The organism is bacterium, from assembly GCA_035380285.1.
Taxonomy (GTDB): Bacteria; Auribacterota; Erginobacteria; order Erginobacterales; family DAOSXE01; genus DAOSXE01.
This window is the reverse complement of record DAOSXE010000016.1, coordinates 1-20,245: the sequence shown is the minus strand read 5'-3', so window position 1 is coordinate 20,245 and position 20,245 is coordinate 1. Positions and strand designations below refer to the sequence as shown.

At 60.3% G+C, this 20,245-nt stretch carries 19 protein-coding genes; 15 read left to right on the top strand and 4 right to left on the bottom strand.

Features of this window, described 5'->3' with window-relative positions; translation table 11 throughout:
- The first annotated feature begins 224 nt into the window (after positions 1-224).
- The 12 genes from PLZ73_07525 to PLZ73_07470 all read left to right on the top strand — a co-directional run bounded on the left by PLZ73_07525 (position 225) and on the right by PLZ73_07470 (position 12,225).
- A complete protein-coding gene (locus PLZ73_07525) occupies positions 225-2,261 on the top strand; it encodes an AAA family ATPase (protein ID HOO77723.1) in 2,037 nt (678 codons plus the stop codon).
- A complete protein-coding gene (locus PLZ73_07520; GenBank protein HOO77722.1) occupies positions 2,254-4,290 on the top strand; it encodes a UvrD-helicase domain-containing protein in 2,037 nt (678 codons plus the stop codon). Before PLZ73_07525 ends, PLZ73_07520 begins: the two co-directional genes overlap by 8 nt.
- Before the next feature lie 267 nt (positions 4,291-4,557).
- A complete protein-coding gene (locus tag PLZ73_07515) occupies positions 4,558-5,973 on the top strand; it encodes a topoisomerase DNA-binding C4 zinc finger domain-containing protein (GenBank protein ID HOO77721.1) in 1,416 nt (471 codons plus the stop codon).
- Positions 5,974-6,122: 149 nt separating this feature from the next.
- Entirely contained in the window at positions 6,123-6,353 is a 231-nt protein-coding gene (locus PLZ73_07510; GenBank protein HOO77720.1) for a hypothetical protein, read from the top strand.
- Entirely contained in the window at positions 6,350-6,682 is a 333-nt protein-coding gene (locus tag PLZ73_07505) for a type II toxin-antitoxin system PemK/MazF family toxin (protein ID HOO77719.1), read from the top strand. Before PLZ73_07510 ends, PLZ73_07505 begins: the two co-directional genes overlap by 4 nt.
- A 143-nt stretch (positions 6,683-6,825) precedes the next feature.
- Positions 6,826-7,188, top strand: coding sequence for a hypothetical protein (locus PLZ73_07500; GenBank protein ID HOO77718.1), 363 nt, complete (start codon positions 6,826-6,828; stop codon positions 7,186-7,188).
- A gap of 221 nt (positions 7,189-7,409) precedes the next feature.
- A complete protein-coding gene (locus PLZ73_07495) occupies positions 7,410-7,856 on the top strand; it encodes a hypothetical protein (protein ID HOO77717.1) in 447 nt (148 codons plus the stop codon).
- Between the two features lie 65 nt (positions 7,857-7,921).
- Entirely contained in the window at positions 7,922-8,143 is a 222-nt protein-coding gene (locus PLZ73_07490) for a ribbon-helix-helix protein, CopG family (protein HOO77716.1), read from the top strand.
- Complete coding sequence (locus PLZ73_07485) at positions 8,140-8,550, top strand: putative toxin-antitoxin system toxin component, PIN family (GenBank protein HOO77715.1); 411 nt, start codon at positions 8,140-8,142, stop codon at positions 8,548-8,550. The genes PLZ73_07490 and PLZ73_07485 overlap by 4 nt, the downstream gene beginning before the upstream one ends.
- An 83-nt stretch (positions 8,551-8,633) precedes the next feature.
- Entirely contained in the window at positions 8,634-8,915 is a 282-nt protein-coding gene (locus PLZ73_07480; GenBank protein ID HOO77714.1) for a BrnT family toxin, read from the top strand.
- Positions 8,912-9,184, top strand: coding sequence for an antitoxin (locus PLZ73_07475; protein ID HOO77713.1), 273 nt, complete (start codon positions 8,912-8,914; stop codon positions 9,182-9,184). The genes PLZ73_07480 and PLZ73_07475 overlap by 4 nt, the downstream gene beginning before the upstream one ends.
- A gap of 530 nt (positions 9,185-9,714) precedes the next feature.
- A complete protein-coding gene (locus PLZ73_07470; GenBank protein HOO77712.1) occupies positions 9,715-12,225 on the top strand; it encodes a plasma-membrane proton-efflux P-type ATPase in 2,511 nt (836 codons plus the stop codon).
- 838 nt (positions 12,226-13,063) lie between these two features.
- On the opposite strand, the gene alr is transcribed toward PLZ73_07470, so the two are convergent.
- From alr to PLZ73_07450, 4 genes are read right to left on the bottom strand one after another with little or no spacing between them, the layout of a single operon-like run.
- Complete coding sequence (gene alr, locus PLZ73_07465) at positions 13,064-14,230, bottom strand: alanine racemase (protein ID HOO77711.1); 1,167 nt, start codon at positions 14,228-14,230, stop codon at positions 13,064-13,066.
- Complete coding sequence (tsaB, locus tag PLZ73_07460) at positions 14,227-14,877, bottom strand: tRNA (adenosine(37)-N6)-threonylcarbamoyltransferase complex dimerization subunit type 1 TsaB (GenBank protein ID HOO77710.1); 651 nt, start codon at positions 14,875-14,877, stop codon at positions 14,227-14,229. The genes alr and tsaB overlap by 4 nt, the downstream gene beginning before the upstream one ends.
- Positions 14,858-15,286: a tRNA (adenosine(37)-N6)-threonylcarbamoyltransferase complex ATPase subunit type 1 TsaE gene (tsaE, locus tag PLZ73_07455; protein HOO77709.1), complete on the bottom strand. Its 429-nt coding sequence runs from the start codon at positions 15,284-15,286 to the stop codon at positions 14,858-14,860. Before tsaE ends, tsaB begins: the two co-directional genes overlap by 20 nt.
- On the bottom strand, positions 15,283-16,266 hold the full coding sequence (locus PLZ73_07450) for a thiamine-phosphate kinase (protein ID HOO77708.1): 984 nt from the start codon (positions 16,264-16,266) through the stop codon (positions 15,283-15,285). Before PLZ73_07450 ends, tsaE begins: the two co-directional genes overlap by 4 nt.
- A gap of 64 nt (positions 16,267-16,330) precedes the next feature.
- Between PLZ73_07450 and PLZ73_07445 the strand changes: the two genes are divergently transcribed.
- The 3 genes from PLZ73_07445 to PLZ73_07435 form a co-directional block, all read left to right on the top strand.
- A complete protein-coding gene (locus PLZ73_07445) occupies positions 16,331-17,572 on the top strand; it encodes a TMEM43 family protein (protein HOO77707.1) in 1,242 nt (413 codons plus the stop codon).
- Positions 17,573-17,574: 2 nt separating this feature from the next.
- A complete protein-coding gene (rfbC, locus tag PLZ73_07440; protein ID HOO77706.1) occupies positions 17,575-18,132 on the top strand; it encodes a dTDP-4-dehydrorhamnose 3,5-epimerase in 558 nt (185 codons plus the stop codon).
- Between the two features lie 108 nt (positions 18,133-18,240).
- Positions 18,241-20,245, top strand: a 2,005-nt coding sequence (locus PLZ73_07435; protein HOO77705.1) for a hypothetical protein, incomplete at its 3' end; no start/stop codon positions are given.

Genomic DNA, 20,245 nt, shown 5'->3' with positions numbered 1-20,245 from the left:
CGGCGCTATCGCGCCGACGCCCCTGAGCGTAAGCGTTGAGCCGACGCTTTGCGTCGGCTCAACGGCGAGCTGCTTCGCCAGCGTTCGGCCGATTATATTGGCCCATGGAAAGTTGTTTTATGATGACGAGTCTCGGGGCTCAATTCGAGTTCGGAGGCTGTCGCCCATTTGCACGGCGTGGTTACCTGTGATGCGGATCGCTGAAATCCTTTGTGGAGTGTGACATGTACCTATCTCATCTGAATGTGCAGAATTTCCGACTCTTTGGAGAAGGAGATGCAGCACTCGATATCGAACTCAAGAATGGCGTTACAGCCTTGGTGGGTCGCAACGACAGCGGCAAGTCCGCCGTCATCGATGCGATCAGATATGCGCTCCTGACGCGCGACCAGACATACATCCGAGTTCAGCCAGAGGATTTCCACATCGATGGTGCTGGTAGCCAATCGGACGAGATTTCCATCTGCTGTAAGCTCAGCGGGCTCGATGACGTCGAGAAGGCTGCTTTCGTAGAGTACCTGTCTTACGCGGGTGAGGACGTAGCCATATTCGTCACTTGGACAGCCAGGAGACTCAGCGCTACGCCTGGCGATCGTAGGTGGCTCGATGTATCGGTCCACAGTGGGGTAGATGGTGCCGGACCCTCGTTCGAACAATCGGTTCGCGAGATGTTATCAACAGCTTACCTGCGTCCGTTGCGCGATGCCGAACGGGAGCTGTCGCCGGGCCGAGGCTCCCGGCTATCACAGATCCTGGCCAACGTTCCCGAGATTCGCGAAGGCGACCCGCTTGACACCGACATTCTCCCGCCCGACGACGACGCTGTGAAACGTCTGAGCTTGTTGGGCCTTTCCGACTACTTCCGCTACAACGTGCAGAGACACGGTGGCGTCAGTGGAGCCGAAACGGCGATCAATACGCAGTACCTGTCCTCAATGTTTCTTATAGGAGATAGGCTTCGAGGCAAGATCAACATCAGCGAGGGTGGAAGCGAAGAGCTTCGCCTCCGCCAGATTCTTGAACGCCTGGAGCTCGGTCTCTTCGAAGAGATCACTGAAGCAGCCCGAGGCCACTATGGCCTCGGTTCAAACAACCTGCTCTACATGGCGTGCGAGCTGTTGCTCCTGGGCCGCGAACCAACGGGCTTGCCGTTGCTACTTATCGAAGAGCCGGAGGCGCACCTTCACCCCCAACGGCAGCTTCGACTAATGGAGTTCCTGACGAAAGCAGCCATTGGTGACGTAAACGGAGCATCAAGATCTGTCCAAGTCCTTCTGTCGACGCACAGCCCGAATCTGGCATCAAAGATACCCTTGCAGAACCTTGCTCTCCTGGAAGGATGCCGTGCTTTCTCTCTTGCTCCGGGTCAGACACATCTCGAGCAGGGCGACTATCGCTTCCTTGAGCGCTTCTTGGATGTCACCAAGGCAAACCTGTTCTTTGCTCATGGGGTCATGATCGTCGAAGGAATCGCTGAGGCGATCCTCATACCTGTCCTCGCTCGGCTAATCGGAAAAGACCTTACTGAGCATGGCGTCTCGATTGTCGATGTTGGTGGAAAAGGGCTCAGACGATTCAGCCGGATTTTCCAGCGGTCTGATGAGTCTGGCCAGGTGGTGTCGGTCCCTGTTGCCTGCGTAGCGGACATGGATGTGATGCCCAACTGCGCACCGGACATCCTAGGCCTGGTTACCGGTGACGAAGACGAAAAATGGGAAAGCTCCAAGCGCCGATGGAAAGCGCTCCGTGACTTTGGCAGCGAGGAGAAGACACAGGAACAAGAATTGGAGGAATGGCGCGCACGTCTGCGTTCAGGAGACGGGCAATCCGTGAGGACATTCGTCGCAGACCACTGGACGTTGGAATACGACATCGCTTTCTCCGGTCTTGCCGAAGAGGTATTCATTGCTGCTTCCCTCGCCAAGAATGACGATCCCATCAACGCCGATGAAAAGACCCGTGAAGACGTGAAGGCGGATGCTCGAGTGGCGTTTCGGGAGATAGAGGCGGCGGCCAACGGAGATCGTGAAGTGCTTTGCAGCGGAGTTTACAAGTTGTTCTACTCTGGATCGGCCTCAAAGGCCGTCGCTGCGCAGTACCTCGCACAGATGCTTATAGAGGCGGCTGGCGAGGCTGACTTCGATGCAGGCGCATTTGGCGTAAAAATCCCGAGCTATATAGTTGAGTCGATTAATTACGTTTGCCGCGAAGCGCCGGTTCCCGCACCTTCTCCGCCTTCCACGGAGGAGAGCAATGGCTGAATTGCTCCTACCAGAATTGCTGGACAGCGACATCGAGTGGATCTGCGCAACGATGGGATTGCGGAATTTCGATGCACCTCGCGTGGACTTCTTGAAAGCACTCTCGACGCTTGACGTATCAGCTTGTCCGGGCAGCGGCAAAACAACCTTGGTTGTTGCGAAGTTGGCAATGTTGGTGCGGAAGTGGCCGTATCGTACCAGGGGCATCTGCGTACTCTCCCACACTAACGCTGCACGTGAGGAGATCCAGCGGCGGCTGGGGGGCACGATCATCGGGCAGCGCCTGTTTGACTATCCCCACTTCATTGACACGATACATGGATTCGTGAACCGTTTCTTGGCCCTACCTTGGCTAAACTCCAATGGGTATCCGTCTCCAACCGTTGACAATGACGTGACGACAGCGTATCGGCGCAGTGTCATCGGTCGAGAGTACTGGACAATACAGAACTACCTGGAAAAGAAAGGAAGTGGCTTTGATAGTCTGCGCATATGTAATCGTGACTTGAACTTCGACCTCGGTGGCCGATCGTTCCCTGCAAAGGCTGCATCCAACAGCTACAAGCTTGCTACTCTTGCCATAGAGACGGCTGCTGGTGTCGGGTACTTCTGCTATGACGAGATGTTTGTCTGGGCTCGGGCCCTGCTGGAGGATGTCCCCGAAGTAGCCTCCTGGCTCAGGCAGCGCTTCCCACTCGTCATCATCGACGAGATGCAAGACACCTTCGAGCTCCAGTGCTCCATGATCAACGAGGTTTTCCCACGCACGTCGACAGACATAGTGGTCCAACGGGTCGGCGATCCAAACCAGGCTATCTTCGACGATTTCAATGCTCAACAAAGCACAGAAGATCCGTTTCCTGATCATGATCGCTGCCTTAGTATCCCCAACAGTTTTCGTTTTGGGGCGGATATCGCATTCCTGGCCTCACCATTTGCCCTCATGGCTGTTAGCGCGGATGGGCTCCACGGTGTGGGACCTCGTGTTATCACGGGAGCACCCGCGACATGTCCGCACGCTGTCTTCATTTTCCCTGATGACAGCACCAAAGGCGTTCTCGATGCCTATGGGAAACACGTTCTGAATACATTCAATGACGACTCGCTGGCAGAAGGGACGGTCGCTGCAGTTGGCGCGGTTCATAAAGATGCACCAGATATTGGCTGCGACCACAAACACTTTCCAAAGACGGTACCGCATTACTGGGAAGGGTATTCCGCTGAGATATCACGGAAAGAGCTGCATCCCAAGCACCTCATCCAATACATCCGGATTGCACAGGCTACAGCGCGAGCCAGCCAAGACCTTGCCCCAGGTGTCGAGAAGATAGCATCTGGCTTAACGCGACTCGCCAGTCTCATTGGCAACGTGGCTAGCCTCAGACGAAGACCACGGAGCCATCGTGCGGTTGTTGAAGCGCTAGCTACAGAAACTGACGCGATCGCTTCCTATCGAGGATTGATCCGTGCGTTCCTGATCGAGGGGGCTTCGTTATCATCTGAGGCTTGGCAGAAGCACCAAGCACGGTTTCTCGCCGTTGCTAGCGCTCTGTGCGAGGGGGACACCACACCCGACAAGGCTACAAACTTCCTTTCCTGGGAACAGGTAGATCCTTCGCTGTCGCCTGGTGGTTCTTCATCCTCGAAGGATGTTGACCCGAATATGTATCGGGTTGAGGATGGCGAGCGGTATGTCGACATCATGCTTGGCTCGATTCACTCGGTAAAGGGACAGACTCATCTGGCAACGATGCTGCTCAACACCTACTGGAACGGGCACTCGTCGAAGCGAATACTGCCGTGGCTCCTCGGACAGCGATCGAACGGCGACGACATCAATGTCCAGGACAGCAAGCGGCTGCTCCAGACCTACGTGGCGATAACTCGGCCGAGCCACCTTGTCTGTCTGGCCATCCAGCGGTCTGCATTTGGTGACAGTCGGGTATTCTCCGAGAGTCTAGTTACCTTGAAAGTTCGAGGCTGGAATGTGGCAGAATTAGTAAATGGTGTTACTCAATGGCTCGAATAGCGAGAAGCCACTCAACAGCTGAAAGTGATCTGACAGATTTGGGAGAAGGAGGTTCCTTGAATCACACAGCAATAGCTGGGGAGTACATTACAAACTGGCTCAAATGGTCCAGACGAATAAATACGACAATACCGGATAACCATCACATCTGCTCCAGAAAAACACAGAAAGAGGCCGAACAAAATAATGCACCAGACAATCCGCTTCGCGTCTTGCTGGTGATTTAAGCGTTAGGACTCACGCTGAGTTGAGGTTTCAGAGAGGACCATGCAGACCGATTGGCGGGACAGATACCCGTACCTTGAATACATCAGGCACGTCGATGTCCGAACGCTCATCGAAGCTAACCGAGTCTGTGATACCGGCGCTGATTCCAGCGGCGCAGTCCCCGAGAACTGCATCTTATGCGACAGACCTGCGTCGCCAGACAATGCTGTGAGACTCAACCACGGCAAGTGGGTGTGTGGAACTTGCTTCGTGGAACTGCAGCGCACGCGATATCCAGAGAAGTACCAAAGGCTCTACGAGGAGCATCTCATCGCCGCCGAGGCGTGGAAACGGGCTGCAGGCGACCTAGCGAAGGAGCTCGCTGCGACCTATTCTACTGCTGGCCTTCGCGCGAGAGTCGTGACGACACGGGTCTGGTGTTGGATTGTCATCGTGCTGGGTGTCATCACGAGCTTCGGTGCGCCGATCGTGGGTCTGCCCTTGGCCCTGATCTCCGGAATCGTACTGGCAGTATCGACCTCCTCGCTGAATGGGGAGATTGCACGCCGTAAGGGCGAGGCTGTAAAGGCCAAGGAGCAGTGGCTTGCCAAGAATCCTCCTCCATCCGAGTCGGAACTGAGGGACTTCCATGATCCGCAGGCTGAGCTTACAGATCGCGACAGGAGATTGCAGGACATCTTCGACTACTGGCCAGGCTATCCACCCTACTGGCAGTACGTGCGACGGATTGTCCTGGCACGAGACGAACGCTGTCAGATAACCGGCTGTCCAAGCCGAACTGAGATTCACGTACATCATCGAGTCCCTCTGGCGAAAGGCGGTTCCCACAGACCTGAGAATCTGGTTGCCCTCTGTGCTTTCCATCACGGGCTTCAGCCTGATGTCGGTCATGAGAGAGTCTGGGCCGAGATCACCACTAGGTACTTCACAGTCGTGTGCGCCCATCTCCGGGCCGGAGTGCCAGTGCGGGCTCACGTGCGGAGGCTTGGTTTGGTCACCCAGCAGGAGCTACTTGAGATACTGCGCTTCCACGGTGTCTGTTGTCCCGACTGTGGCTCTGAGTTACTTGGCCTCTCCGTGGACTACTACTCGAACAAGGTCTCGGTAACCTGCAGTGAGTGTGGTCTTCAGAAGATGCTTCCTCAGAAGCTGACTGAAGAAACAGGGCCGCAGTTGTGCGAAGAGTGGACCCCGAAGCAGAACATCATGAGTGCAAGCGTGGACTGGGAGCTGATGAACGGCAAGCGCCGCCGTGTGGGAGTTCGCAAAGGGAGCAGGCGCAATCAGACTCGCGCGAGATCGCGTTCGCCTAAGTGCCCGCTATGCGGGAGTCTCCTCACGGTCCGCGATGGACGCTACGGCAAGTTTTGGGGGTGCACGTCGTTCCCCAGGTGCAGATACACAAGGGATCACGAGAGCAACCCGAGGCATCGCAGCCGCGTGAGCCCTAACTAGCATATGCAGCCGACGATACGGCGCTGTCACTCGCGCTGCAGATGTCTTCGGCGGCAGCGCTCGCGCCAGCCCCGGCCGCGGTTGATACGCGGGTGTTCGGGCCACAAGATCGACATTGACACCAGCAGGGCGGGTAGTACCCTAGTAGTATGAAAGTCAAGACATCCATCACACTGTCGGGCGAGGTGCTCGGTCTCATCGATCGTCACCACGCGGAATTTCGGAGCAGATCGGAATTCCTCGAACGTGCTGCGCGCGCGTTCCTCGCCGATCTCGCCAGAACCGAAGCGGAACGCCGCGACCTGGAAATCATCAACCAGCACGCCGATGAGCTCAACGCCGAGGCAGAAGACGTACTGGCCTACCAGGTATCCCCGTGAGGCGCGGCGAACTCTATCGAGTCAAGCGCCCCTCATCCCGCGACCCCCGGAAATTCCGGGTGTTTGCCGTCGTCAGCAGACAAGTGCTGATCGACTCGCGGTTCGCAACGGTCATCTGTGCCCCCGTCTACACAGCATACGAGGGATTAACAACACAGGTACTGATCGGTCCGGACGAAGGGATGAAGCACGACTGCGGCATCCATTGCGACGAGCTTGTCAGTATTCCGAAATCCATGCTCACTGACTTCGTCAGCACGCTTCATCGAGAGAAGATGCTCATGCTGGACGAGGCACTGAAAGCTGCACTCGAGCTGCATGGCGATTGAAATGACCAAGACCCGAACAAAGCGCTGCTTACCTACAACTTGACCGCGGACGGTCGAGTTGAGGGAGAGCGCAAGCGCTCGGCCGCGCCGGAGACGCGGGGCTGCGGTTGTCGCCACCCCGTTGTGCATAGCATAGAAAGAAGATGAAAATACGGCCCTTTTTGATTGGCCTCGCCGCACTGCTGACCGCAAGCAGTCCTGCATGCCGTAGTGCTGGGGACCAGGTCGTGACACATTTTCATGAGGAATGGGCGCGATCGAAACCAGAACAACGCGGAGAACTTCTCGCCTCTCTGTCCAATCATGACCGCGACGTCATCGGAGGGCACATTCGCAGCATGACTAAATCCGAGATCATCGCCTTCCTCGGATCTCCACAGGACAACATGGCGGACAGCATGAGGTATGACGTGGGCCATTTCGGAAATCCAGATGGTTACCCGATCATTTGGCGGATCGGGTTTGATCCCGAAGGAAAGGTGAGCAGGCTTGAATTTGATGACTGACGAAGGGCACAACAAGGTTGCTCCACTGGGCGAAAAAGACATTAAGAGATTATGAAGCAAAATAAAATCCAAACAGCCGCTCAAGCCGGCCGAAAACGCCTTGCGGAAAAATTAATAAAAACTCCTGGTAAGGCAATCCCGCTGACCCACCCTGCCCTTTCTTCGCGCATCCGGAACCTCGAAGAGGTTGGGTTGAGCAGATGATTTTTTATGTTAGCCGTATGAGAGTGATCGTCGTTTCCATTATTGTCCTCCTCAGTGGCTGTAGCGGTCATAGCGACTCTGGTTTTCAGCGGCAACGGTTCGTGGCAGATGCCGAAAGCCGGAAGGTTATCAAACTCTCGGATTATACGGATTTTCCGTGGGAGCATTTTTATGTTTTCGCACCGTACACCCCGGAAGCCCGGGTTCGAAAGGAAGTGGGCCGCTCCGTAGCATTTCGCCACGCGGACTCAGAAGGGTATTGTTTGCTGGTATTTGTCCGCGCGGGCGAAGTGGAACGCTCATTTGAGGAAGGCCGGTACCCGGTAGATTTTTGCGACATTTCGCGAAGTGGCGGTTACACCAGAGACGAGGCTGTTTTCAAGAGTGTCAGGGACGGTAAACGCTACAGTCTGAAACCGGCCGACCAGGGCGTTTCGGCGAATGGCGCTTCGCGCCCTCGCTGAGCTCGGTGGGTTCGGCCAATAATTTCCCGTTGACAAAGCCGCTCGAACGTCATACATTGTATAACATGAAAACGGCCATGATATCGATTCGCCTTGATGACGACCTGCAAGAGTTGCTCGACGAAGCCAGCCGTAGGGCACACAAATCCCGGAGCGAGGTCGCGCGCGAAGCGTTGCGCAGACAACTGCGCTTGAACCAATTGAATTCGCTTCGGCGACGCATCATGCCTTATGCCGAAGCACAAGGCTATTTGACCGATGATGATGTCTTCGCTGACGTGTCGTGAGGATATTTCTCGATACCAACGTCCTGGCAAGTGCGTTAGCAACTCGTGGACTTTGCGCTGATATCCTGCGTCAGGTTATCGCGTCACACACGATCGTCGTATCCGAACCCCTCCTGATCGAGCTTCGGCGCGTATTGACGAAGAAATTTAAGGTCCCAGCCTCCTTGTCGAAAGACATAACGGATTTTTTTAGCCCGGACGTGATCGAATGGGATGCGTCTGAGGTGCTTGACGTTTCCATAAAGGATCGCGATGACGTCGTTATTCTCAGCTCGGCGTATCACGGCGGCGCCGAGTTATTCGTAACAGGCGATAAAGAAATACTTGGCCTATCGCAGATCAAGGGCATGAAGATCGTTTCACCTCGAGAATTCTGGAATACGAAACGTCGAGAGAAGAAGGCCTAACAAGGTTCAGCCGCAGTCCCGTTGTGCCGGAGAAGATTGAAACTCCTGTTGCCATAGTGCACACAACGTGATATATACGCATCATGCCACTGTTTGACTGGGATGATGAGAAGAACGAATGGCTGAAGCAGGAACGTGGCGTCACGTTCGAAGACATCGTCTATCACCTGACGCATGGCGGGTTGCTCGATACGATCGAGCATCCCAACCAGAAGCAGTACCCCGGCCAGAGGATCTTCATCGTCAATGTCGAGGGGTATGTCTGCGTCGTGCCGTTTGTTGAAGATGACGAGGTCATCTTCATGAAGACGATCGTTCCCAGTCGAAAGATGACGAAGCTGTATCTTGGAGGTGCTGCATCATGAAACTGACAAAGGAAGAAAAAGACATTCTTGAGTCCGTCGAACGCGGGGAATGGAAGCAGATACCGGATTTCAAGAAGGAGGCGGTTCGCTACCGCGAGGCCGCTCGTGCCACCTTGCGGAAGGACAAGCGGGTGAACATCCGGATGACCGAACGCGACTTGGTGCACTTCCGAAAGGCGGCGGTGCACGAGGGCCTGCCGTATCAAACCCTTATCTCCAGCGTCCTGCACAAGTACATCAACGGACGCCTCGTGGAAAAGACAAGCTGAGGGCACAACAAGGTTGCTCCACACTATCGATGCTTCGCGCGTCGCCTCAACGGGGCTGCGGCTGTCACCGCCGTTGGTTAAAGAATGGATGACAGGATCTGCTCCAATCGAATCGTGGTGGCGACCCGATCAACTTGAGGTCGCGACTGATACCACCAGAATAGGGAATTTTTGCACCTGATTACTCTGGTTGGGGGAAGAATTCAGAATACAGAATTCAGAATTCAGCAAGAAACTTCCTCACCACGGCCCCTTATTTTCCTACCTTCATGAACTTCATGTCCTTCATGTCCTTCATGGTAAAATTCCATTTCTGAACCCTGAACCCTCTCTTTCCCCCCTCTGTGTCCCCTGTGGTTAATCCCTACCCGAACCCTGAACCCTGAACCCTGAACCCTCTCTCCTCCCTACCCCACCTTAAGGGTTGGCGTTTGGCCGGAATGAAATTATCATGAACGCATACGGGTGAATGAATCGAAACAGGATCTTTTGACACGCGGGAGCGATACCGCTCCAGCGAGGGAACAGCCATGACCGAGAATAAAAAAGAAATCAGGAAAAAGGACCGGGAATTGGAGGAGATGGCGCTGGACGACCTGCGGCGGGAGCTGAAAACCTCCGAGGAGGGGCTGACCGACGCCGAGGCCCAGGCCCGCGTCGCCGTGTACGGCTACAACGAGATGGAGGAAAAACACCAGAGCGTCTGGCTCAAGTTTTTCTCCTTCTTCTGGGGCCCGATCCCCTGGATGATCGAGGTGGCGGCGATCCTTTCGGCCGTGGTCCGGCACTGGGAAGAGCTCTACATCATCGTCTTTCTCCTGGTCTTCAACGCCGTCATCGGGTTCTGGCAGGAACGCAAGGCCGACAACGCCCTCGACGCACTCAAGAACGCACTGGCGCTCAAGGCCCAGGTCCGCCGGGGCGGAGCCTGGAAAGAGGTCCCGGCGCGGGAACTGGTCCCCGGCGATTACGTCCGCATCGTCCAGGGGGATATCATCCCCGCCGACGCCAAGCTGGACGAAGGCAAATACCTGAGCGTCGACGAGTCGGCCCTGACCGGCGAATCGCTCCCGGTGAACAAGCAGAGCGGCGCGCCGGTCTTCTCCGGGTCGGTCGCCCGCCAGGGGGAGATGACCGCGTTCGTCATCGGGACCGGCATGAACACCCGCTTCGGCCGCATCGGCCGCCTGGTGGAGAAAGCCGGCGCCGTCTCCCACCTGCAGAAGGCGGTGCTGCATATCGCGGATTTCCTTATCTACATCAGCCTGGGCCTGGCCGCGCTGCTGGTCATCTTCCAGCTGGCCCGGGGCGACCACCTGATCACGGTTTTCCAGTTCGTCCTCATTCTGGTGGTGGCCTCGATCCCGGTGGCGCTCCCCGCGGTCATCTCCGTGACCATGGCCCTGGGGGCGCTCACCCTGTCCAAGGACAAAGCCATCGTCTCCCGGCTGCAGTCGATCGAGGAGATCGCCGGGGTGGATACCCTCTGCAGCGATAAGACCGGGACCTTGACCCAGAACAAACTTACCCTGGGCGAAATCCAGACCGTGGGGGGAACGGCCGAACAGGCGGTGGTGCTGGCCGCCGCCCTGGCCTCCGAGATCGAAAACCCCGACCCCATCGACCAGGCCGTGATCAAGGGCCTGGCGGATCGGAACGCGCTCGGCGGTTACCGGCAGGCGGACTTCGTCCCCTTCGACCCCGTCCACAAGCGCACCGAGGCCAAAATCGAAAAGGACGGGAAGACCTTCCGCGTCACCAAGGGGGCGCCCCAGGTGATCCTCGGGCTGAGCCGGCCGGACCCGGAGACGGAGAAGGAGGTGCGCCGGATCGTCGACGAATTCGCCGCCAAAGGGTACCGCACCCTCGGCGTCGCCCGCGCCGAAGGAGACGACGGCGCCTGGACCCTCTTGGGGATTCTCCCTCTCTCCGACCCTCCCCGGGAGGATTCCGCCGAGGTGATCAGCCGGGCGGAGGAACAGGGACTGGACGTCAAGATGGTGACGGGGGACAACCTCGCCATCGCCCGGGAGATCGGCGGCAAGCTGGGCCTGGGAACCAGGATCCTGGCGGCGGACAAGACCTTCAGCGAGGACGAGGACGTCGAGAACCTGGGGGCGAAAACCGTCGATGCCATCGAGCAGGCCAACGGCTTCGCCCAGGTCTACCCCGAGCACAAATACGGAATCGTGAAGTCGCTGCAGAAGCGGGGCCATATCGTGGCCATGACCGGCGACGGGGTCAACGACGCTCCGGCGCTGAAGCAGGCCGAAGTGGGCATCGCGGTTTCCGGCGCCACCAACGCCGCCCGGTCGGCCGCCGCCCTGGTCTTGACCCTGCCGGGGCTTTCCGTGATCGTGCGCGCGATCGAGGAGTCGCGGCGCATCTTCGAGCGCATGAACAGCTACACCATCTACCGGATCACGGAGACCATCCGGATCCTGTTCTTCGTCACCCTGACGATGATCGCCTTCAACTTCTATCCCCTGAATGCGGTTCTGATCATTCTCCTGGCGGTGCTGAACGACCTGCCCATCATGTTCATCGCCTACGACAACACCTGGCTCGATCCCAAGCCGGTGCGCTGGAACCTCCGACGCGTCCTCACCCTCTCTTCCACGCTCGGACTGATCGGGGTCGCCGAAACCTTCGGGCTGCTGCTGATCGCCATGAAGATATTCGGACTGTCGGGCCCCGTCCTCCAATCCCTGATCTATCTCAAGCTGGCGGTGGCGGGGCATCTGACGCTTTTCGTGGCCCGAACCCGGCAGCCCTTCTTCTCCAAGCCCTATCCCGCCCCGATCCTTCTGGGGGCGATTCTGGGCACTCAGGCCCTCGCCGCCCTGATCGTCGGGTTCGGGATCTTCGTGGCCAAGATCCCCTGGCTGTACGTGGGCTACGTCTGGGGCTACTGCCTGGTCTGGCTCTTCATCGAGGACTGGGCCAAGCTCCAGGTCTACCACCACCTCAACCTGACGGGGAAACACCACCGGACCTTCCTCGACCGGCTTCAGCGCAAGCTTTCCGGCAGCTCCGTCTGACGCCGCCTCCGGCGGAAGAGGATTCGGGGGAGGAAGCATAGAGCATAGGGCATGGAGCATAGGATAAGACTCCTAGCCAGCCCTCAGACCTCAGGAGGGATGTGCTTCGATAGCGCTATTCGAAAATTTCCACTCAATCAGAGTTAATCAGAGCAATCAGGTGCAGAAAGGGTTCAGGGTTCAGAAATGGAATTCTACCATGAAGGACATGAAGTTCATGAAGGGGAGAGGGTTAGCCACAAGAGGCACAAGAAGCCCAAGAGGATTTTAGAGGATTGAAGACGGACTGAAGATGCTGTCCTCTATGCTCCATGCCCTATGCTTCTCACAGGTGCAGAAATCTTCAGGGGGTTAGGTCGGGGGCTACTGAATACTGAATTCTGACTCCTGAATTCTTCTTCTTTCAGAGTTAATCAGAGTAATCAGGTGCAGAAAGGGTTCAGGGTTCGGGGTTCAGGTCAGAACCCACCACCTCGGCCCCAGAAACAGTCCACGAACCTGCCTGCGGCAGGTAGGTTTCACAGATAGGGAGAAAATGCTCTGCTCTATGCCTTTATACTTTGCTTCTTACCACAGGGCGCAGAGAATTTCAGAGGATTGAAGACGGGATGAAAATTCCTTGGCAGAGACAAGAGAAGCGCTCTCCCTTTTCCCAATCTGCGTAATCTTGATCTTTAGTCTGCGAAATCTGTGGTTTTTACCATGAAGTTCATGAAGGAAGGGAAATACGGGGTCGGAAAGGACTCCTGAATCTCCAGGGGCTGAGGTGGGGGCATCCCTCCTGAACCCCGAACCCCGAACCCTGAACCCTAGAGTGGTCCTGCGGTGGGCTCTTCCTCTATGCCCTCTGCCCTCTGCTCTTTGCTTCTTCCCCGTCGAGATAGACCCGGGAAACCCGTTTCCCCAGCTGGGAGAGGACCTCGTAGGAGATCGTGCCGATCCGTTCCGCGCACTCGGTGGCGGTGATCTCCTCCTCCCCCTGCCGCCCGATGAGTACGGCCTCGTCGCCGACGGCGGCGCCGGGGATGTGCCCGACGTCGACCATGAGCTGGTCCATGGTCACGTTGCCCACGATCGGGGCCCGTTCCCCGCGGATCAGGACCTGGCCCCGGTTGGAATGGGCCCGGCTGAAGCCGTCGGCGTAGCCGATGGGGAGGGTGGCGATCCGGGTTTCCTTGCCGGCCACGTAACTGCGCCCGTAACTGATGGTGCGGCCGGGCTGGACGGTCTTCAGAAACGCCACCTGGGTCTTGAGGGTGAGCGCGGGCTTGAGGTCGATCGACCGGGTCAGGTGGGGAGCGGGCGGGATCCCGTACACCATCAGCCCCGGCCTGACCAGGTCGAGGTCGGCTTCGGGGATACTGAGGAGGGCCCCGCTGTTGGCGATATGGCGAAGCGGGGCCCTGATTCCCGCGGCCTCGACTTTTTCCAGGACCCGGCGGAACCGGGCGTACTGTTCCCGGGTGAAGGCGGTATCTTCTTCGTCGGCGCAGGCGAAATGCGAGCAGATTCCCTCGATGACCACCCCGTCGATGCCGGCGAACTGGCGGATGAATTCGGGGGCGGTTTCGTGCCATACCCCGATCCGGCCCATCCCGGTGTCGACCATGACGTGGGCCCGGGCGATGGTGCCCGTTTCCTTGGCGGCCGCGGCCAGGTCCCGGGCGATCTCCAGGGAACAGACCACGGGGGTGAGGCGGTTGCGGATGATGAACTCGGTGTGGCCGGCCATCCCGGAACTGAGGATGAGAATGGGGACTTCCGGGAAATAGCCGCGCAACTCCAGTGCCTCCTTGACGTGGGAGACTCCCAGCCATTCCGCCCCGGCCTTGATCGCGGTCCGCGCGACCGGGAAAACCCCGTGTCCGTACGCGTCCGCCTTCACGCCCACCAGGATTTTCACCCCGGCCCCGCAGCGTTCCCTGACGGCGCGGATGTTACCTGCGATCGCGCCCAGGTCGATCTCCGCCCAGGTCTTGAACAGGTTGGCCGGGAGCGTCCTCATCCGGTTTTTCTCCGATAGGCCCCGGTTTCGAGGTAGACGGGGAGCGCGGTCCCCGGCGCCGGGAGAATCCCGGCTTCGGCCAGGGCCAGGGCACGCCCGGCCACGGCCAGGGGAGAGGGGCGGCAGGGCCGCGGAGCGAAACCGGGCAGCTCCCGCCGCAACCGTTCCGCGTCCGGGCTGATCGCCAGGGAACCGCGGACGTAGTCCCCGATCTCCCCGGCGGATACGATTTCAGGGCCGCGCACGGTTTCCACCCACGCTGCTTCCCTTCGGAAGCGGGCGGCATAGAGCCTGCCCCGGCGGGCGTCGGAAACGACCGAAATCTCTTCGGCCTCGCCGAACCCGGCGGCGGCGGCGGGGAAACTTCCGACGCCGTAGAGCGGTATGCCCAGCCCCCGGGCCAACCCTCCGGCCAGGGCGAGGCCGACCCGCAGACCGGTAAACGAACCCGGACCCGTTCCCACCCCGATCAGGCCCACGTCTTCCTTTCTCCACCCGGCCCGATTCAGGAGTTCCTCGAGCAGGCGGACAAGAGAAGCCGAATGCCGGTTCCCGGGAAGGCCCTCGCCTTCCCGCGGCGGTTGTCCCCCGCCGACTAGGGCCAGGCGCCCGGTCCCGTGAGAAGTCTCAATCCCGAGGGCTTTCATGAATCTTTATCCGCCGCCGGCATCCGTCCAGATACTCCAGTTCCACGGCGACCGCGCCCGGGGGGATCAGTTCCGGGGCCCGATCGGCCCATTCGATCACCGTCACCCCTTCCCCGAAAAGATATTCGTCCAGCCCCAGCCCCCGGAAATCCGCCCCCTTCCCCAGGCGGTAAAAATCCAGGTGGTACAGGGGCAGACGTCCGGCATATTCGCGGGCGAGAACGAAGGTCGGCGATGGGAGGTAACGTTCCCGGACCCCCAGCCCGCGGGCGATTCCGGAGGCGAGGCAGGTCTTCCCGGCGCCCAGCTCTCCGGTCAGGGCCACGACGCTCCCCGGGCCCAGCCTCCGGGCCAGATCCTCCCCCAGCCGGGCCGTCTCTTCCGGGCCGGCGGTGATTTCGGTTCTCATCGCGGCTCCCCCCGCCGGAAATGATCGTACCCCCGCGGAGTCCGGCTCCGGGGCCTCCCCTGAAACGTGAAACAAAGGCCGTCCTCTTCCGGCAGGATCTCCCCGACGACGGTCACGGGGCACCCCGTCCGGCGGGGGAAAACCTCCAGCAGCTCCGGCACCCGTTCGGGCGGCAGGGAAAAAAGAAGCTCGAACTCCTCCCCGCTGCCGGCTGCCGCCGCGGCCGCTGCCTCGTCGGTCCCGTCGCCCCCCTCCACCGGCAGGGACTCCAACCGGACCGCCGCCCCCGTACCCGACGCCCGGCAGAGTTTTTCCAGGTCGGCGCCCAGCCCGTCGCTGATATCGATCATGGCTCCCACCGGGAATGCGCCGGTAAGGAACCGGGCTTCGAGCAGGCGCGGGGTGAAATCGAGGTGCTTCCCCGCGGCGGCGTTCCCCAAGGTCCCGGTCACGCAGATAGCCTGACCGGGAGCGGCCCCGGAGCGCCGGGCCAGGTGATCGGGTTCCACTTCGCCCAGGACCGTGACTCCCAGGCAGACGCCCTCGCGCGAGGAGTAGGTGTCCCCCCCGACGATCCCCACCCCGTGCGTCCGGGCCAGGGCGCTCATTCCCCGGTACAGCCCGACCGCGAATTCCACGGGCAGGTCCGGGGGAATCCCCAACCCCACCGCGGCCCAGCGCGGGACTCCGCCCATGGCGGCGATATCGGAAAGATTGACGGCCAGGGCCTTGCGGCCGATCCGTTCCGCCCCCTGTTCCCGCAGGAAATGCACGCCCTCGCAGACGCAGTCGGTGGCCAGGAGAAGGTAGCCGGCTTCGCCTCCCTCCCGGGTCAGCACGGCGGCGTCGTCGCCGATGCCCGCGACCGTTCCCTCGCCGGGAGGAACGATCGTGGAGAACAGATCGATCAGGCCGAATTCGCCGATTCCGGCGGCAGTTTCCGGCTGTTTTTCCGATTTTCTTGTCGGGCGATCGTGCATTCGCTAGACTATAATTCAGGCATGTAAGGGTCACAACCGAATTCGGACCGGGAGGGTCAAAACCATGGCCGATCAGTTCACCGAGGTCACGCGCACCGGTTACGGGAGCAACATCGTCGCCTCATTCAAGGGGATGGCGTTCGGGGTGCTGCTCTTTCTCGCCTCTTTCGTCGTCCTCTGGATCAGCGAGGGAAGGACCAACTGGGGAAGCGTCGCCCGGGAGAGCGTCCCCACCGATGCCGGGTCTCCTCCCTCCGCCGGCGAAGGAACGTTTATCTCCATCAGCGGGCCCCTCACTACCGAGGCCCTGACCGGCGACCCCGAATTTCTCCGCCCCGGGCCGTATGTTTCCCTGCAGCGGGTGGTGGAGATGTACGCCTGGAAAGAGGAAAGCCAAAGTCGGACCGAAAAGAAGATCGGCGGCGGCAGCGAGACCACCACCACCTACACCTACTCCAGGGAATGGACCGAGAACCCGGCCGATTCCTCCGATTTCAAGCATCCGGAAGGGCACTTCAACCCCGCGCCCGCGGTCGAATCCCGTTCTTTTCTCGCCCCCTCGGCCAAGATCGGAGCCTACGACATCGTTCCCGGCGAGATCGTTCTCCCCGGCGGGTCTTCCCTCTCCCTCGGTGACGAGCTCCTTGTTCCCCGTCCCGAAACCGCCGCGGTGGCCTGGACCGTCTCGGAAGAGTCGGCGACGCCCCCGGTTTCGCCGTCGCCGGCGGCCGTTCCTTCCCCCTCCCCCGCGCTTTCCGGGCAGGGCCCCCGTTTCGACGGCCGATACGTCTACCTTGGAACCGGCTCCGGGAGCGCGCCCCGGGTGGGAGACCTGCGCGTCAGCTTTCTCGCCCTCCCCTCCGGCACCGGCGTCACCGCCTTCGGGGCGGTCCGGGGCACGGGGATCGGTCCCTGGTACCGGAACGGCGAAGAACGGTTCTTCCGGGCCCTGGCCGGAGATCGGGTCCAGGCCCTCTCCCAACTCACCACCGAGTACCGGGTCACCACCTGGATCCTGCGCGCGGTCGGCTTCCTCTGCATGTGGATCGGGCTCTGCATGGTGGTGGCGCCCATCTCCGCCATCCTCGACGTCCTCCCCTTCCTGGGCGGGCTGACCCGGGGGGTACTCAGCCTGGTCCTGCTGCTGGTCTCCCTGGTCCTTTCCTTCCTGGTGGTCATCGTCGCCAAGATTTTCCACAACCCCGTCGCCTTGGTCGTGCTGCTGCTGGCCGCCGGGGCAGGCGCGGTCATCCTCATCCGCCGTGCCCGACGCCGCGCCGCTCCCGCGCCCGCCCCGGGAGGATGAGGATGCCTTTCGCCTTTCACCCGCTGGAACTGCCGGGCCTGGTTCTGGTGGAACCCCGGACCTTCGGAGACCGGCGCGGATACTTCCGGGAGACCTTCGAGCGCCGGGCCTTCTCCGAGGCAGGACTGCCCGCGGACTTCGTCCAGGACAACTGTTCCTTCTCGCGCCGGGGAGTGCTGCGCGGTCTTCACTATCAGCTCGCGCCCCGGGCCCAGGGGAAGCTGGTAATGGCGCTCTCCGGCGAAATCTTCGACGTCGGCGTCGACATCCGGCCGGGCTCCCCGACGTACGGCCGCTGGCGGGGGGTTGTCCTCTCCGAGGAGAACGGCCGTCTGCTCTATCTGCCCCCGGGTTTCGCCCACGGGTTCTGCGTTCTTTCCGAAACCGCTCTGGTTTTTTATAAGGTCACGGCCGACTACGCCCCCGAGCTCGATCGGGGGATCGCCTGGAACGACCCCGTCCTCGGCATCGAGTGGCCGGTCGAGCGGCCCGTCCTCTCCGAGAAAGACCGATCCCTTCCTCTCCTGGACGAGGCGGAAAACAACTATTCCGGGATTTAAAAGCTTGACGACTAGCCCCGGTTGTCGACTTGACCCGACGGGGATAGTCGGGCAGATTATAACAACGACGAAGTTCGAGATCGACGTATATACGGGAGGTGTCCGGGAATGAAACGTTTCTTGAGTTTTCTGGGTGCGCTGGGGTTCGTGCTGACGGCGGGAACGGCGGGCGCGGCGGAGTGGGTGATGGTGACGGACTTGGCATATTCTTTGGGCCCGGCTCATATTGCTCCCCTCGATGCAACCCATTTCTGGGCGACAGTCGAAGACACTGTGTATCCACCGTTCGGGAGAATCTACTTTTTCGACGGCGCCGATTGGACGCTGCAGACCGCGCTGTTCGGCGCGCAGACCGGAGACTTCAAGGCGCTCTGCGCCGCCGCCGCGGACGATGTCTGGGCGGTGGGTGAAACTTTTGAGGGCGGTCCGGTGCGGCACGGGATGATCTTCCACTACGACGGCTTTTCCTGGGAACTCCAGACCGAGGTCGTCAGCAGCGTCAACTATTCCCAGTTGGAATCCGTCTCGGCCGTCGACACCGAGGAAGTCTGGGTGGGGGGGACCGGCGTCATCCTCCACACCACCGACGGCGGCGCCACCTGGAGCGTCAGCACCGATACCGGCAGCAACCAATTCTGGACGGCTGTGGCTGCGCTGGATTCCACCCGCATCTGGGCCGGCGGCGCCAGCAATCCCTGCGAGATTCTCCTGGGGGACGGAACCGGCTGGACGGTCCAGACCGACATCGCCCTCGGCTCCAGCCGTTACCTGCGCGGCCTCGACGCCATTTCCGAAACCGACGTCTGGGCGGTTACCGACCTGGGCTACATCTTTTACTACGACGGGGCTTCCTGGAGCGTTTCCACCCGCGTCACCGAGGCCGAGACCGTCAACTCGGGGCCGGTCGCGGGCATGAACGGGAACGCTGTCTGGGCGGGGCCCAATGACAACGTCGGCGGCATCTACTTTTTCGACGGTTTATCCTGGTCCCGGCAGACGAGGTTGGGTGGATCGTATAACCCCGAAGACCTCGCTATTGCCGGGCGGACCGTCTGGGCGGGTACTGAGCGTTGCCGCATCTATTCCTACACCGTCCCCTCCGCCACTCCATCGCCGGTTCCCTCCCCCACCCCTTCGCCCTTCTACGTGGTCCAGGACTGGACTCTCTCCACTCAGATCGCCGCAGACGTGATCAGCGTGATTTCGGCCGGGGGCGATGACGACGTCTGGGTCCCCTCGACGTATTCCTATTCGTCCAGCGTCGGCAATATCTATCATTTCGACGGGGCTTCCTGGAGCCTCTCCACCTCGGCCTTTACCGCCGAAACCGGGCAGTTCCGGGGAGTTTTCGCGCTCGACGCCGACCACGCCTGGGTGTGCGGCGAAACCCGCTCCCCGTCCGCGCAGGGAAGGGTCTACGGCTGGGACGGCGGCGACTGGAACCTCCAGACGCAGACTTTCGGAGTGTCCTACATCTACGATGCCTACGCCGCCGACTCCGCCAACATCTGGGCCTGCGGCTCCACGGGGATAATCCTGCGCTCCACCGACGGCGGCTCTACCTGGACCAGGGAAACCAACCTGGGCAGCTATTACGTCGTCAGCATCTCCGGAGTCGACGTCGACAACGTCTGGGCGGTCGCCCGTTGGACCACCCAAAGCTCGCGGATCTATTACTCCAACGCCGGCACCTGGACCCTGGACACCATCGTCGCCTACGAGGAGTCCGGCCGCTACCTCCGCGACGTCTGCGCCAACACCCAGACCGACGTCTGGGCGGCGGGAGACGGAGGGCTTATCCTCCACCGCGGCGAGAGCGGGGAGTGGGAACTCTCCGAGGACGTGGGCGAGACGACGATCCAGGCCCTGATTTCGGCCCACGACGCCCACAACGTCTGGGCCGGCTTCGGGGGTGAAGACGCCGGCATCTACTACTACGACGGGACCCGCTGGGCCCGGGTCCAAGGGGCCGACAGCACCTGTTACGGCCTCGACGCCCGCGCTCCTTCGACCGTCTGGGCGGTGACCTCTTCCTACCGGGTCTGGAAGTTCGACCGGCCCTCCCCCACGCCGTTCGGGTACAAGACGCCGACGCCGACGCCTTCGGCGACGC

Bases quoted from the DNA above. Each gene is read 5' to 3' on its own strand.
- PLZ73_07525 (HOO77723.1), top strand. From the start codon at position 225: ATGTACCTATCTCATCTGAATGTGCAGAATTTCCGACTCTTTGGAGAA.
- PLZ73_07520 (HOO77722.1), top strand. From the start codon at position 2,254: ATGGCTGAATTGCTCCTACCAGAATTGCTGGACAGCGACATCGAGTGG.
- PLZ73_07515 (HOO77721.1), top strand. From the start codon at position 4,558: ATGCAGACCGATTGGCGGGACAGATACCCGTACCTTGAATACATCAGG.
- PLZ73_07510 (HOO77720.1), top strand. From the start codon at position 6,123: ATGAAAGTCAAGACATCCATCACACTGTCGGGCGAGGTGCTCGGTCTC.
- PLZ73_07500 (HOO77718.1), top strand. From the start codon at position 6,826: ATGAAAATACGGCCCTTTTTGATTGGCCTCGCCGCACTGCTGACCGCA.
- PLZ73_07495 (HOO77717.1), top strand. From the start codon at position 7,410: ATGAGAGTGATCGTCGTTTCCATTATTGTCCTCCTCAGTGGCTGTAGC.
- PLZ73_07490 (HOO77716.1), top strand. From the start codon at position 7,922: ATGAAAACGGCCATGATATCGATTCGCCTTGATGACGACCTGCAAGAG.
- PLZ73_07480 (HOO77714.1), top strand. From the start codon at position 8,634: ATGCCACTGTTTGACTGGGATGATGAGAAGAACGAATGGCTGAAGCAG.
- PLZ73_07475 (HOO77713.1), top strand. From the start codon at position 8,912: ATGAAACTGACAAAGGAAGAAAAAGACATTCTTGAGTCCGTCGAACGC.
- PLZ73_07470 (HOO77712.1), top strand. From the start codon at position 9,715: ATGACCGAGAATAAAAAAGAAATCAGGAAAAAGGACCGGGAATTGGAG.
- alr (HOO77711.1), bottom strand. From the start codon at position 14,230: ATGAGGACGCTCCCGGCCAACCTGTTCAAGACCTGGGCGGAGATCGAC.
- tsaB (HOO77710.1), bottom strand. From the start codon at position 14,877: ATGAAAGCCCTCGGGATTGAGACTTCTCACGGGACCGGGCGCCTGGCC.
- tsaE (HOO77709.1), bottom strand. From the start codon at position 15,286: ATGAGAACCGAAATCACCGCCGGCCCGGAAGAGACGGCCCGGCTGGGG.
- PLZ73_07450 (HOO77708.1), bottom strand. From the start codon at position 16,266: ATGCACGATCGCCCGACAAGAAAATCGGAAAAACAGCCGGAAACTGCC.
- PLZ73_07445 (HOO77707.1), top strand. From the start codon at position 16,331: ATGGCCGATCAGTTCACCGAGGTCACGCGCACCGGTTACGGGAGCAAC.
- rfbC (HOO77706.1), top strand. From the start codon at position 17,575: ATGCCTTTCGCCTTTCACCCGCTGGAACTGCCGGGCCTGGTTCTGGTG.